10 protein-coding genes are annotated in these 14130 nt (G+C 44.3%); 5 read left to right on the top strand and 5 right to left on the bottom strand.

Annotated features, from left to right (window positions below; translation table 11 throughout):
- Position 1 precedes the first annotated feature (1 nt).
- Together recB and recD are read left to right on the top strand one after the other, a co-directional pair.
- Entirely contained in the window at positions 2 to 3772 is a 3771-nt protein-coding gene (gene recB, locus HJG39_RS00840) for an exodeoxyribonuclease V subunit beta (RefSeq protein WP_268405617.1), read from the top strand.
- A complete protein-coding gene (gene recD / locus HJG39_RS00835) occupies positions 3772 to 5745 on the top strand; it encodes an exodeoxyribonuclease V subunit alpha (RefSeq protein ID WP_268405614.1) in 1974 nt (657 codons plus the stop codon). The genes recB and recD overlap by 1 nt, the downstream gene beginning before the upstream one ends.
- A 66-nt stretch (positions 5746 to 5811) precedes the next feature.
- On the opposite strand, the gene HJG39_RS00830 is transcribed toward recD, so the two are convergent.
- Positions 5812 to 7113 (bottom strand): MFS transporter, encoded by a 1302-nt coding sequence (locus HJG39_RS00830; protein ID WP_268405611.1) that lies wholly within the window; start codon positions 7111 to 7113, stop codon positions 5812 to 5814.
- Positions 7114 to 7254: 141 nt separating this feature from the next.
- The gene (tcdA, locus tag HJG39_RS00825; RefSeq protein ID WP_268405608.1) at positions 7255 to 8052 is read right to left on the bottom strand and encodes a tRNA cyclic N6-threonylcarbamoyladenosine(37) synthase TcdA; all 798 of its coding nucleotides are present in this window, start codon (positions 8050 to 8052) and stop codon (positions 7255 to 7257) included.
- Positions 8053 to 8184: 132 nt separating this feature from the next.
- Here tcdA and lhgO point away from each other — a divergent pair, with 132 nt between their 5' ends.
- On the top strand, positions 8185 to 9411 hold the full coding sequence (gene lhgO / locus HJG39_RS00820) for an L-2-hydroxyglutarate oxidase (protein WP_268405606.1): 1227 nt from the start codon (positions 8185 to 8187) through the stop codon (positions 9409 to 9411).
- A gap of 82 nt (positions 9412 to 9493) precedes the next feature.
- Here lhgO and HJG39_RS00815 read toward each other — a convergent pair whose 3' ends face one another.
- Both HJG39_RS00815 and HJG39_RS00810 read right to left on the bottom strand, forming a co-directional pair.
- Positions 9494 to 10684, bottom strand: coding sequence for an amino acid aminotransferase (locus HJG39_RS00815; RefSeq protein WP_268405604.1), 1191 nt, complete (start codon positions 10682 to 10684; stop codon positions 9494 to 9496).
- 199 nt (positions 10685 to 10883) lie between these two features.
- Entirely contained in the window at positions 10884 to 11678 is a 795-nt protein-coding gene (locus tag HJG39_RS00810; protein WP_268405602.1) for an NRDE family protein, read from the bottom strand.
- Positions 11679 to 11963: 285 nt separating this feature from the next.
- On the opposite strand from HJG39_RS00810, the gene HJG39_RS00805 reads away from it, so the two are divergent.
- Positions 11964 to 12578, top strand: a complete 615-nt coding sequence (locus HJG39_RS00805; RefSeq protein WP_268405600.1) for a 1-acyl-sn-glycerol-3-phosphate acyltransferase — start codon at positions 11964 to 11966, stop codon at positions 12576 to 12578.
- The gene (locus tag HJG39_RS00800) at positions 12568 to 13806 is read left to right on the top strand and encodes a cystathionine gamma-synthase family protein (RefSeq protein ID WP_268405598.1); all 1239 of its coding nucleotides are present in this window, start codon (positions 12568 to 12570) and stop codon (positions 13804 to 13806) included. The genes HJG39_RS00805 and HJG39_RS00800 overlap by 11 nt, the downstream gene beginning before the upstream one ends.
- Here HJG39_RS00800 and HJG39_RS00795 read toward each other — a convergent pair.
- Positions 13801 to 14109 (bottom strand): isoamylase early set domain-containing protein, encoded by a 309-nt coding sequence (locus tag HJG39_RS00795; protein ID WP_268405596.1) that lies wholly within the window; start codon positions 14107 to 14109, stop codon positions 13801 to 13803. The genes HJG39_RS00800 and HJG39_RS00795 overlap by 6 nt on opposite strands.
- Between the last annotated feature and the right edge of the window lie 21 nt (positions 14110 to 14130).

Raw genomic sequence — 14130 nt, 5'->3', positions numbered from 1 at the left:
CATGCAAACGCTAAATCCGATTGATTTTCCCTTAAACGGAGCATCTTTGATTGAAGCCAGCGCAGGCACAGGGAAAACCTACACCATTAGTAGCTTTTATTTGCGCTTGATTTTAGGTCATGAATGCGAACCGCGTCAGGTTGACCAAGTGTTGATTGTCACCTTCACCAATGCCGCTACTGATGAGCTTAAATCCCGTTTACATGCGCGTTTGCATGAAGCCTTCCTTGATTTTGAGCGAGGCAACAGTGACGATGAATTTGTACAAACACTCATAGCCGCGCAAAGTGACTTACGTTTAGCTAAACAGCGTTTATTAGTGGCTCAGCAAAACATGGATAACGCGGCCATTTATACTATTCATGGTTTTTGCCAGCGCACATTATTAGAACACGCTTTTGAAAGTGGCGTGCTCTACGATCAAACCTTGATTTTGGATGATTCAGAATGGCAGCGACTTGCCATTAGCGATTATTGGCGTCAATTTGTGGCGACGTTATCCGACATTGATTTACAGGGGTTTATAGCACACTGGAATAGTCCAGAAGCCTTGCTAGCTGAACTGAGGCCGCTGATTCACCGAGAAGTGCACCTCCCGCAAGTGTCGAAATCCGATTATGACATACTGCTTCAAGAATATGCTGAAGCCGTAAAAGCGCTAAAGCATTGGTGGTTGGAACAGAAGGTGATGCAAGCACTTATCGATGCTGATCTAAAAGGCAATGTCAAAGTGGGTAAACCTGAAACGCTGAGCCAAATGCAGGAATTCGCGCAATCTGAGGCGTTAACATTGCGGATAGTTTCCGGCAAAAGCGTTGCAGGATTCGACGTGTTTTGCGAAGACAAAGTTCGCGCAGCGCTCAAGAAGACTAGCAATGACATCAGCCATTTGGATTTTTCGCAGTTTGACCGCCTTGTTGAGTTGAAAGAAAAAGTGCGATTGGCGCTAAAACAATATTACTTAGGATCAGCCTTGAATTGGCTGCGCCAGCGCTTGGTTCAACAAAAACAGCGCTATAATCTCATCAGCCCAGATGATTTACTCCAGAATTTGTATCAGGCGTTGCAACATCCGCAAAATGGCACGCGATTAGCGCAAACCATTTTCCAACAGTATCCGGTTGCTTTAGTGGACGAATTTCAAGATACCGATCCGCTTCAGTTTGGTATTTTTAGTGATATTTACCTACAACAACACGGCACATTGGTGCTGATTGGTGATCCTAAACAAGCGATTTATGGTTTCCGTGGTGGCGACATTTTCACCTATCTATCAGCGAAACAACGTGTTGATGCATCGCGACATTATACATTAGCGAAAAACTATCGTTCACAACGCCATTTCATCGATAGCATGAACCAACTTTTTATGCCTGAAAACGCCGCTTTTGAGTTTGGTGATGGCATTCCTTATCACAGTGTTAGCGCCCATAAAGATGTCAATCAATTGGCAAATACCTCGGCAGCGTTGAATTTTTTGTATCTACCGCAAACCGAAGAAAAGCTCTGGAGTTGGGGCGCTGCCAGCCAATATCTGGCGCAGGAATGTGCTCAACACATTGCCGATTTACTTGGTAAACGTTTACATTCGTCAAGTAATTTACACACGGATTTACTACTCGATGGTCAACCGCTGCAAGCTAAAGATATTTGTGTTTTGGTACGCGACAGAGGTGAAGCGGAAATTATTAAGCAAGCCCTAGCGCAAACTAAGGTGGATAGTGTGTATCTTGCACGAAAAAGTGTGTTTTCAGGGGCCGTGGCGTATCAACTATTACTGTTATTACGAGCAATTCACAGCCCGCAAGACGAAGGCTTAGTGCGCGCCGCCATGCTTACCGAGTTGTTTCCTTATACATTGACGCAATTCGATGAGCTGGTGCAAAACGAGTTGCAATGGCATCAGGTATTGCAAACCTTTAAAGAAGCACATCATTTATGGAATAGCCAAGGTGTAATGCGTGGGTTAAACCATATTTTACAAGGGTTTAACACCTATGAGCATTTGATGGCACATTTTGACGATGGTCTGCGTCGCATTACGGATGTGCGTCATGTGGGGGAGTTATTGCAAGTGGAAGCCAGCGTCATTCAAGGTGAAGGCTTGTTATTGCAATGGTTTGAAAACCGCTTGGCTGAACCGGATCATGGTCATGAGGCACAACAACTTCGCTTAGAAACCGATGAAAACCTTGTGCAAATTACCACTATTCATGCTTCAAAAGGGTTGCAATATCCTTTGGTATTTTTGCCGTTTGCGAGTCGCTTCAAAGCCGCAAATAATACGCCTTATCATAAGGAGGGTGAAGGCTTAGTATGGGATGTTGAACCTGACGATAATGCCCAAATGTTACAAGAAGCACAGCGTTTAGGTGAAGATTCCCGGTTATTATACGTAGCATTAACGCGGGCAATGTATCATTGCTGGATTGGGTTTTGGAATAACGGCGAAGGCCGAAGTGTTAAGAACAGTGCGTTTTTATCGACGGCTTTAGGGCAAGTATTGTTTCATCAAGCAGATTTGAGTCAGTCCATAGAGATAAACGATGCAGCGATAATTCAACGTTTAGAACGCCTTTCGCAATCACAAACCACAGACTATTCAATTATTGAAGTAGATGACGAAGTGCAGCCCGTAACAGAGCATTCCTCATTATTAGCACCTGAAGCAGAGTCTTCATCGCCCTTGCTCCAGTATCAAGCAGCGAGTTTATCCCGCACACACTTTTCTAATTGGACACTCACAAGCTATTCCAGTTTGAGTCAGCATCATCAAGCGCGGGATTTCTTGCCAGAAGAGGTGAGTAAAGCCGCAGACGAGCAGGGTGCAGAGTTACCCAGTAAGCAGGTTCAAGCTATTGAGAATGCCAAACTACCTATGCGTTTTCGCTTTGAAAAAGGGGCAAATCCCGGCTCCTTTTTGCATGCTATTTATGAATTATCAGATTGGCAAACAGCAACACAAACGCTTGATGATTTAAAGAATAAACGCCCAGAGCAACACACAGAAAACTGGATGAGCAAGGTGCTTCCTGAACAAGCGAAGCGTTACGGTATAGTGCTCAACGCTGAGCAAAATAGGCGCAGCGTCAACGGGGGGAGCCAGCTTGCTACAGACGAATTTATTCAGTTGCAGCAGTGGATTGCCGACACATTAAATACGCCGCTTTTTGCTTCGTCTTTTGGAGCAAACGCCAAGCCCGATAAAGCCGCTGGCGACGACAGAGATAACACACATAATCCAAGACTTATCGACATCAGCGAATCTCAACGGTTGGCCGAATTAGAGTTCTATTTGCCGCTGAATGCGTTGCACCAAGATGCGTTTAATCAACTAATAACGTCTCACGGATTTCCAGCTCGAACACCTTATCAATTTGGTCAGCTAAGCGGTATGTTAAAAGGCTTTATCGATTTAACCTTTGAATGGAATGGGCGCTTTTATGTGGCGGATTACAAGTCTAACCATTTGGGTAATCAGTTTGAGGACTATGCTGAAGCGCATTTAGATGCGGCAATGAAAGAACATGATTACTATCTGCAAGGCTTATTTTATACCGTGGCATTGCATCGTTATTTACAGCTTCGTATTGCCAACTATGATTACGACACCCATATGGGCGGCGCGGTGTATTTGTTTATTCGTGGTATGAGTGAGAACGCAAAGGGGACTGGGGTTTTGCATTTTGTTCCCCAAAAATCCCTTGTTTTAGGCTTAGATGCGTTGTTTTCCGGTCTCGCACCACATGATATTGCCGGAGGGAAAGCTTAATGGTGTTGAATCAATTACTTTTTAACCGAGATAACGCCACCTTTCAATGTTTGGATACGCTTTATCAAAAAGGGCAAATGCGGGCTATCGATAAAGCCTTTGGCGTGTTTTTAGCGGATACATTAGGGCTTGAGCCAGCACCGTCACAACTTGATTGGGTGGCGTTACTTGGTGCGCTAACCAGTCAGCAGCTTGGGCAGCAGCATACCTGTGTGGATATTCGTTTGCTTTCTCAGATGTTGCCTAATGTATGGTCTTATTTTTCAGCTTCGGACATTCATGTTCCCGATACTGGCGAATTATTAGCGTTACTTCACAATGACCCGCGCGTAAGGGTGTTTTCTGATGAAGGGAATGATAATAACGAGGCCCCTTTGGCGATTCCCTTGGTGCTTGAAGGGGATCTTTTATACTTGCACAAATATTGGGCTTATGAAACGCAGCTTATGTCTCGTTTGGCCTTTTTTGCCCAGCAGGAAACCTATATCGCCAATGTGGACCAGCCTACATCGATGCAAGGGTTACACCACGATTTACAGGCGTTATTTCCTCGCAGCAATACCCTTGAACAAGGTGAAACCGACTGGCAAAAAGTTGCAGTAGCTGTGGCGGCGGTGAAACCATTTTGTATTATTACTGGCGGACCGGGAACCGGTAAAACTACCACAGTGGCAAAGCTTTTATGGTTGCTAACGAAATACACTAACAAAGACGAGTTGGTTGTCAAACTGGCGGCGCCAACCGGAAAAGCGGCGGCGAGATTAAACGAATCACTACGCGATGCCACAAACAAACTCCCTGAAGGCGCTAACATTGCCCCTGATGAATGTACCACTATTCACCGCCTGCTTGGGGTAAAACGCCATTCAGCACAGTTCCATCATGATGAAAACAACCCGTTGAAACTCGATATTTTGATTGTAGATGAAGCTTCCATGATTGACTTGCCTTTGCTCAGTAAGTTATTTCAAGCGATTCCTGACCATGCTCGTGTAATTTTACTGGGTGATAATAATCAGCTTGCTTCGGTAGAGGTAGGGTCGGTTTTGGGCGACATTTGCAGCACTATGCCTCAAGTTAATGTATTTTCGCCGACGATGTCGAAGCTGTTAACCCAGCTAACGGACAACGCGTTAACCTCTGAACTCAATCTCCCTGCGATTGCCAATAACTTGGTGCATTTACGAAAGAGTTATCGATTTGATGAACAAAGTGGTATTGGACAACTTGCAAAAGCGATAAACAGCGGACAAGGTGGGCTTTGTATGGATGTGTTACGTCATCCGCAGTTTGCCGATTTGGAATGGCATCAATACATGCAGCACAGCACATTAATAGATGCAGTTTCCGAACATTGGCAGCACTATTTCCAAGCCGCTAATCAGGGACAAGCCAAAGTGGTCTTCCACCTGCTTTCTCAGTTGCAAGTTTTGTGTATGCAGCGTGCTGGACCGTGGGGAATTGAAGCGATAAATGCGTTATTTGAGCAGCACTTTAGTCGCCAAGGTTTGATTAATGCGCGCACCGAATACTATGCCGGTCGGCCCATCATGATTGTGGAAAATGATCATCGTTTGGGGTTGTACAATGGTGATATTGGCGTGGTATTGCCGAATCAATCAACGTCTGGCGAACAGAGTGATGCCAATGCGTTGCTGCGAGTTTGGTTTGTAGGTGAAGACGGCAAGTTTACGCATTTTCTCTCGGGCCAGTTGCCCAAGCATGAAACCGTTTATGCAATGACCACCCACAAAAGCCAAGGCTCGGAATTTAAACGCGTGATTTTGTGTATGCCTTCGCCAGAAACGGAAGCCCAGCGATCGTTACTTAGCCGAGAGCTGTTTTATACCGGTGTGACAAGGGCAAAGCAGTCGTTTGTGTTGATTAGCGAGCCAAGTGCAATACATCATGCGGTGAAGCAGCGCTGTATCCGTGCCTCAGGGCTAGCTGAGCGATTGAGGCAAGGTCGTTAGCGAAAGTCTGCATTGCTATCGCAATCTACTTTGATTCGGCAGCAATGTGTGTGCTAATTCAATGCGTTATTTTGTTGTTTCGCGAGCTATATTTTCTTCTGCTTGTTCTAAGCCCTTTGTTATTTTCAAGGATTCGCTAGAAAAATACAGGTGAAAGTACAGTGCTCCAACAAACATTAGAAAACCACCAAAGATCAACGTATTTGCAGCCCCGAGCAAGCTAATAGCGCCACCAAATAAGGCAATGATGACGTTGCTAAGGCAAAAGGTGCTGGTGAGTAATCCAAACAACTTGCCTTGTTCAATATGATTGTAGTTATCACTCAGAAATACAGGCAGTAACACGTTGAAAAAAGCGATAGCGGAACCACTAACCAGACAGTAATACAGCACCGTGCTGTTATCGACAATACCACTTAAACTTTGGGCAATACCAAAAACGACTAGGCCAGCAATAATCAATGGCTTAATGCCAAAGATACCTTTACAGCGTTCAATAAATACAGTGGACGTGAGCACCATAGCAAGGGTAACAAGCGCTGTCATATGCCCAATGCCCACGCTGTCTTGATTTAAATCTTCATGTAACCACACGGGTAAAAATTCATAGAAAGCATTTAGCCCTAACATAATGATCAAGTATTGCCAGAATACATGTCGGATGCTGGTGTTCGAGAGCAGGGTGTAGGCATTGTGACGAATGGCGTGCTGGAAAATGCGCTGTAATCCAGACATACCTATTATTTTTCTCTCTGGCTCTGCGTTGGAAGGTGTTTTTTCGGGATCGTGCACAAACAATAAAATGACCAGCGCAGAAGCAAAGGTGATAGCGGCGGCGATCATAAAGGAAAAATCCGCCCCCAGTAACATCAAATAGCCACCGACAAGCGGGCCAATTAACCAGCCACTATAAGTAACCGAATACACCATCGACATCGCTCGGGTTTTGTCAATAATAGGGTGTAGATCGCTGCACATGGCGCGGGCAATAGCAATATTGCCTTCACACAAACCAGTGAAAAAACGCGCTGCTAGCAATAGCAGGAAGCTTTCTTGGAATGCAGCAAACGCCGTTACCAGATAACCCGTGGCGCTGCCTAACGTTGTTAACAATAAAGTGCGTTTCCTGCCAAACACATCAGATAACGAGCCAATAAATGAGGAGCCAAGCAAAATACCAAGTGGATAACCTGCAAGCAGCGCGGCAAGTAACAGTTTTGGATGTATGCCTATAAATTGATTGATAGGATTACTGCCTTCAAGCAACAGCGGCGTTAAAATAGGATACGGCATCGCCATTCCCACCACACTGAGTAAGGTTAGCATCATGATGGCAAATAATGCTTGGTATGCTTGAGCTTTATTCAAAGCGTTTTCCTTATTATTAGGTGTAGGTGAACCGATTAACTTAACTGATTAACTCTGGATAATTAAACGCATGCCCGCAGCCATAGGCAAGCGGCTGCGGAGTCTACATGGATGGATTTAATATCCATAGTTAATCTGCGCTTAAGCGTTATCTTCACTGGCCTCATCAAATTTGGCTAAGAGCTTGTTAATGACGCGGGATGCGGCAAACAAACCAAAGCTTGCGGTCACTGTTACTGACGCACCAAAACCACTGTTGCAATCAAGCTTCACGCTGCCTTGAGACAAATTCTTGGTATGGCACACGCTGCCATCTTCTTGTGGATAACGAAGCTGCTCCGTTGAGTAGACACACTCAACGCCGAACCGACGCTTCGGGTTCTTGCTGAAATTATGGAAGCGACGCAAGTAATTTCGTAGCTTAGAAGCCAGTGGATCTTGAGTCGTTTTCGCTAAATCGCCAATGGTGATTTGCGTTGGGTCTATTTGTCCGCCTGCGCCGCCAATGGTAATGACTGGAATTTTATGGCGTTTGCAGTATGTAATCATTGCTGCTTTTGCTTTAATGCTGTCGGTGGCATCGACCACGTAAACAAGGTCCTTTGGCAGATGGGTTTCGACATTGCTGGGGATCACGAAATCTTGGACGGCATTAACCTTACACTCAGGATTAATCAGGTTGATTCTATGCGCCATGGCGAGCACTTTCGATTGACCTACCGTGTTGTCTAATGCGTGGATTTGGCGGTTAATATTGGTGACACAGACATCGTCTAAATCAATCAAGGTAATTTCGCCAATGCCACTTCTGGCAAATGCCTCCGCAACCCAGCTTCCTACGCCGCCAATTCCAACTACACACACATGGGCTTGCTGTAAAAATTGCATTTGTGCTTGACCATAAAGGCGCTCTAGTCCACCAAATCGTTGTTTCGACATACCCACATTTCCACCCAGATCAAAAAGGAGGCGTATTCTACCGATTTGTGCTTTTTGAGGGAAGAGAAGGCTTTGCCTAATTAAGCGTTGTTAGCTAGTATGCCAGCCAGATTTTTAGCGTCTGGGATAAAGATGAAGCAGTCAGATATTTGTATTATTGGTGGCGGTATTGTGGGTGCAGCAACCGCGCTGAAGCTTATTCAAGCTTTTCCTAAAAAGCGTATTGTATTGATGGAAAAAGAAAATCAGCCTGCAAGGCATCAAACTGGGAGAAACTCAGGCGTGATCCATGCGGGCGTTTATTATCAACCCGGTAGTTTAAAAGCACAATATTGCCGAGAAGGGTTGCAGCGTACCATCGCTTATTGCAAACAATTTGACTTACCCTATGAACAGTGTGGAAAGCTATTGGTAGCAACCAATGATGCGGAAATGGAACGTATGCAGAGCTTGTTTCAGCGTTGTCAGGAAAATGAACTTCGGCCTGAAATGCTGGATGCAAACCAACTCAAAAAGCGCGAGCCAAACATTACCGGTTTAGGAGCATTTTGGGTAGAAGACACTGGCATAGTCGATTACATCAAACTCACAGCGCACATGTTGGCACAATTCAAAGCCAAAGGTGGAGAGGTGCTGTACTCTCATCAAGTCACCGCTTTGGCGGAAAACGAAAGCGGTGTAACTATTACTGCCGCACAAAAAAGCGGTTCCCAAGATGCGGTTTCACAACGTGTCTATCAAAGTCAATTTTTAGTCAATTGCTCGGGCTTACAGTCGGATCGCTTAGCAACCATGATGGGACTCGATATTGATTTTGAAATCATTCCATTTCGCGGTGAATATTACTTGCTTGCAGAAAAGCACAATCAGGTGGTGAATCATTTAATTTATCCGATCCCTGATCCTGAATTGCCGTTTTTAGGGGTGCATTTAACTAAAATGATTGATGGCACCGTGACTGTCGGTCCTAACGCGGTGCTGGCAATGGGCAGAGAAGCGTATCGAAAAACCGATGTCGATTTAGCTGATATTGCTCAAATGATGCGTTTTTCTGGCATATGGCCGATGTTGCGTAAGAATTTAAAAAGCGGTTTAAATGAAATGAAAAACTCGGTGTTTAAATCAGGATATTTGTCTTTGGTGCAAAAGTATTGCCCCAGCATTCGCAAAGAAGATTTATTGCCGTATCGCAGTGGGATTCGAGCGCAAGCGGTATCGAAAAATGGCGAGCTTATTCATGACTTTAAATTTGTTAGCAGCGCCAGAAGCTTGCACGTGGGCAACGCACCATCGCCTGCTGCCACTTCAGCCATGCCTATTGCTGATGCAATTTATGATCGCTGTCTGGCGTTGATGTAATAGATTCACTGCAATAAAAAAGGACTATTGAAACAGAATCAATAGTCCTTAATGATTTTTGTATTCTTGCACAAAGTAATACTTATAAAACGGATGCCATGGCGTCTGCTAGGTAATCTACGTTTTTCAAGCTAATACCAGCAATGTTTACACGGCTAGATTCCACAAAATAAATGCTAAAATCGCTACGTAATTGAAGCACTTGCTCTGGCGAAATACACAAGAACGAGAACATGCCTTTTTGCTGGGTAACAAAGTCGAAATCTTTGCTTGCGCCTTTTTCTTTCAACTTAGTCGCCAATAACTGACGTAACGACTGCATACGATCTCGCATTGCGCCGACTTCACCTTCCCATTGTGCTTTTAAGTCTTTATCGTTAAGGATGATGTCGACCAATGCACCACCATAGGATGGCGGCATTGAGTAGATACCGCGTGCGATAGTTTGAATTTGTGTTTGAATTGCCTGACGGGATTCTGCATTTTTGGTCACAATTGCTGACAAACCCACACGTTCACGGTACAAACCAAAGTTCTTAGAGCAGGACGCCGCAATGGCAACTTCAGGTAGGTTTTCGCACAATAAGCGCACGCCATACGTGTCTTCTTCCAAACCATCACCAAAGCCTTGATAAGCAATATCAATAAAAGGTGTGAATTCATTTTCTTGTGCGAGCTTTAGCACTTCACGCCATTGCGCTTTGCTTAGATCGGCGCCTGTTGGGTTGTGACAGCAGCCGTGAAGTAATACGACATCGCCTTTTTTCACTTGGCTCAGTGTTTGTTTCATGGCATCAAAGTTGATGCTTGCAGAAGCTTTGTCGAAGTAAGGATAGGTTTCGATTTTTAATCCTGCATTACCAATAAGCGGAATGTGATTCGCCCAAGTCGGGTCGCTTACCCATACTGTGCAATCTGAATTACTGCGCTTAATTAGTTCCGCTAAAATACGTAAAGCGCCACATCCACCCGGTGCTTGAACTGCTGCAATACGTTCGTTGATGCTGCCTTTTAGCTCTGAACCTAAAATAAGGTTCAACATTCCATCAATGAAACCCTGAACACCTTGCGGTGAAATGTAAACTTTTGAGTCTTCTTTATCCATAAGAATGCGTTGCGCTTGTGCAACAGAATCTAAAATCGGAGTGCGACCTGCTTCATCTCTATAAACGCCAACACCTAAGTCAATTTTGTTGGGATTTGTGTCTGCTTTGAAAGCAGCAGACAAGCCAAGAATCGGATCGGCCGGTAGCTGTGGTAGCACGTCGAACATATTACCCTCATCAATTATCGTTTTACTAAAGTTCGGTATTATGACATCGAAAGAAAATTTTTCGAGAGACAAAAGCGCAAATTGGTGGGGTTTTTTCAACTAATTTATATCAATACGTATTGTTTGCGAAACATGGCGTCAATATTGGGTTACGCTTCTTGTTATAAGAGGGGAAAGCGGCAGTAAAGCCGCTTACTTTTTATGCAGACTCGATAGCTCTAGAAGGAGCAACATTAAATTTGAATTCGCGGTCATTGCCGACTACGTCACCCATTTCGTTGAAAGTACGCTCGAACCAATTTACATGGCCCATTTCATTCACCGTTAATACAGTAGAACTGCGTGTACCATAGTCTGGAATATTAATGAAAATCGAGGATAACTGCTTTTCATGTTCCGAAGGAATGCCGGTTTGAGGAAGCTCTGCTTCAGGCGCTTTAGTTTCGTCACGTAGTAAATCGAAAAGATCTTCGTGATAAATTTCGTCAGAAGTCGAGCAAATTTGCTCGAGGTTTGCTTTGCCTGACTCTATTTTAGGCCAAGGAGAGTCCAACCACGCATTAGACAAGCCATAGTAGCCGTCTTTTACATTATCAATACGATTTAAATGATTGTTATAAACGCGTAAGTTATCCCAGTGACCAAATAGTAGGTTATAACCGCGATAACGATTAAAGCTTTTATAAAGGATCCGGGCATAGTCTTGTGCGGCGGTCGCACTATTTAAAAAATTGCTGATTAATTCGCCGCGTGTACGCGTTTCAATTCTTGGAGGGCTTGGCGCACGAATGTTGGTTAACGCAGCAAGGCGGCCATTTTTATTCATGCCCATCCAAGTCCCGCCAGCTTCAAGATCGCGCCCAGCAAGCACATCAGGGCTGTCTTCCCAAAATTGCGAAGCCGCTGTGGGGCGAGCGTAAAACTCGTCTCTATTAGCCGCAATAATTAAGGGATACCTTGGATGTTGATTCACCGCCAAAAACAGGATGCACATAATACCCAGATACTCTACTTAAATTCGTAACTGTTTCCATTTTACGGAGTCGCTAGTCCGATGTCACCTGATCCACATCAACAAATGTAAAAAAGTGGCTTCACTGCTACGATTAGTGAGAATCCACTTGTTAATAAAATGTCTTTTCGCTTAGCATAATGCTTTATTTTGGTGCATTTATAATATGTCGCCTGAGACCATAGTATTTCACTCATTGGTGAGGTTGCTGTTAAGGAGTATGTTCTGATTAATCGTTGGTTACAGCAGTTAAATATACCGCACAAATTGCCAGAAAAAATTTCCACACGCGGTAATGCGTTTTCAGTCTCCATAGGCGTGCTAACACTAAAACTCTTAGGGTGGCGTTTGCAAGGCGAGTTCCCTAATGAGAAGAAAGTCATATTGGTCGTTGCACCTCATACTTCCAACTGGGATTTCGTCTTGGGCTTGGCATTTATGTTTGCATTACGTTTAAACGCTTCCTTTATGGCAAAAAGTGATTTGTTTGTAGGACCATTAAAGCTCATCATGAAAGGGTTAGGGGGAATTGCCATTAAGCGTCATCGCGCACACGGCGTAGTGGCACAGATGGCTGATCGCTTTGAACAATCTGATGCTCTGGTTTTAGCGTTAGCCCCGGAAGGCACGCGTCGTTTGGTTCCGCGCTGGAAAACGGGCTTTTTGCAAATAGCGGCGCGAGCGAATGTGCCGATATTACTAATCGGTTTAGACTACAAAAGAAAATGTTTGCTAGTTGGGCCGTGTAAACGAATCTCAAATGATGCGAATATTGAAGATGAACTGCAACAGGTGCTTGAATTTTATAGTGCTATTTCGGGAAAATACCCTGAAAACTGCGATACAACGGGCCTAAATCTGGAGAAAAAAGTTGGAAAATAAAGGGTTTACGACGCAATTAGTTCATGCTGATCGTCTTTTAAATAAACCAGAAAATGGGGCCGTACACCAAGCGAGTACAAACTCTGTTCTGTTTGAATATGAAAAAATTGAAGAGCTCGTCGATATTTTTCAAGGCAAAGTAGGGGGGCATGCATATTCCCGTCAATCGTCCCCTTCAATTGATGCATTGCAAAATATTATGACGCGTTTAGAAGAGGGTGTTGGCTCATTAGTATTTGCGACAGGCATGGCAGCCATTACTACATCATTACTGACACTGCTAAAAGCAGGCGACCATATTATTGTTAGCCAATTTGTATTTGGTAATACCAATAGCTTTGCAGGTACATTGGAGCGTTTAGGCATTTCCGTTTCTATGGTGGATGTCACCGATGTGAAAAATGTGGAAGCAGCTATTCAAGACAATACTCGGTTAGTGTTTGTCGAAACTATTGCCAATCCGGTTACACAAGTTGCCGATTTAAAGTCCATTGGGGAGTTATGCGAGCAGAAGTCCTTAGTGTATATGGTCGATAATACCATGACGCCTCCCTATCTGTTTCAAGCCAAATCTGTAGGAGCTGCTTTGGTCGTTAGCTCTCTTACCAAATATTGCGCAGGGCACGGTCAAGCATTAGGTGGCTGTGTGGTTGATACTGGTTTGTTCGATTGGACGACGTTTCCTGGCATTCTTGACGCATTGCGAGCGTTGCCTCCTCAAGACCAGGCTTTGACACAAATTAAGAAAAAGGGGCTTCGTGATATGGGGGGAAGTTTATCTCCAACGTCTGCCCATGCCATTTCTGTAGGGCTAGAAACACTGGCGCTAAGAATGGAACGTTGTTGCCATAATGCATTGCAGTTAGCCGCTTATCTGGCGACGCATGAGAAAGTTGACAGAGTGTATTATCCGGGCTTGGCAGCGCATCCTGAACATAAGCTTGCATCGCAGTGTTTTCGCCTATTTGGTGCAATCATGAGTATTGATTTAAAACCCGAATATGATTGCTTTGCCTTCGTGAATCATTTGCAACAAGTGTTGAACGCAACGCATTTGGGTGACACTCGTACGTTAGCGATTCCCGTTGCGCACACTATTTTCTATGAAATGGGGGCGGAAACCCGTAAGAAAATGGGCATCAGCGACAATATGATCCGCTTTTCAATTGGCATTGAAGACACGGATGACATCATCGCTGATTTCAAACAAGCGCTAGAACAGTTATAGGGCAACAACCGAATTGTCATCGAAAGAGGCTGGGGAGGACATGTATGCGTCTGCTTCCCAGTCGTTTTCCCATTCATTATCATCTAATAAGTAACGAAACTGGTATTCTCGACCTACTTCTAAGTCAATCGTGGCTGTAAAATTGCCATTTTTTAGTTTCTTCATTGGGGCTGCTGAGCGATCCCAATTGTTAAAATCACCCAATAACCTTACGTTTTTCGCGGCTTTGGCTTCGTTTTTATTGAGTTTGAAAGTCACTTTGCAAACAGGCTTAGATTTTAAATATTGTTTCTTAAGGCTCATAGCTCCCCCTAAAACGTAAAC

The sequence above is a fragment of the Alteromonas sp. a30 genome (genome assembly GCF_026788005.1).
Classification (GTDB): domain Bacteria; phylum Pseudomonadota; class Gammaproteobacteria; order Enterobacterales; family Alteromonadaceae; genus Paraneptunicella.
The sequence above is the reverse complement of the archived record's forward strand: the minus strand, read 5'-3'. Positions and strand labels throughout refer to the sequence as shown.

Coding starts and splice junctions, on each gene's coding strand:
- recB (WP_268405617.1), top strand. CDS start 2: ATGCAAACGCTAAATCCGATTGATTTTCCCTTAAACGGAGCATCTTTG.
- recD (WP_268405614.1), top strand. CDS start 3,772: ATGGTGTTGAATCAATTACTTTTTAACCGAGATAACGCCACCTTTCAA.
- tcdA (WP_268405608.1), bottom strand. CDS start 8,052: ATGTCGAAACAACGATTTGGTGGACTAGAGCGCCTTTATGGTCAAGCA.
- lhgO (WP_268405606.1), top strand. CDS start 8,185: ATGAAGCAGTCAGATATTTGTATTATTGGTGGCGGTATTGTGGGTGCA.
- HJG39_RS00815 (WP_268405604.1), bottom strand. CDS start 10,684: ATGTTCGACGTGCTACCACAGCTACCGGCCGATCCGATTCTTGGCTTG.
- HJG39_RS00810 (WP_268405602.1), bottom strand. CDS start 11,678: ATGTGCATCCTGTTTTTGGCGGTGAATCAACATCCAAGGTATCCCTTA.
- HJG39_RS00795 (WP_268405596.1), bottom strand. CDS start 14,109: ATGAGCCTTAAGAAACAATATTTAAAATCTAAGCCTGTTTGCAAAGTG.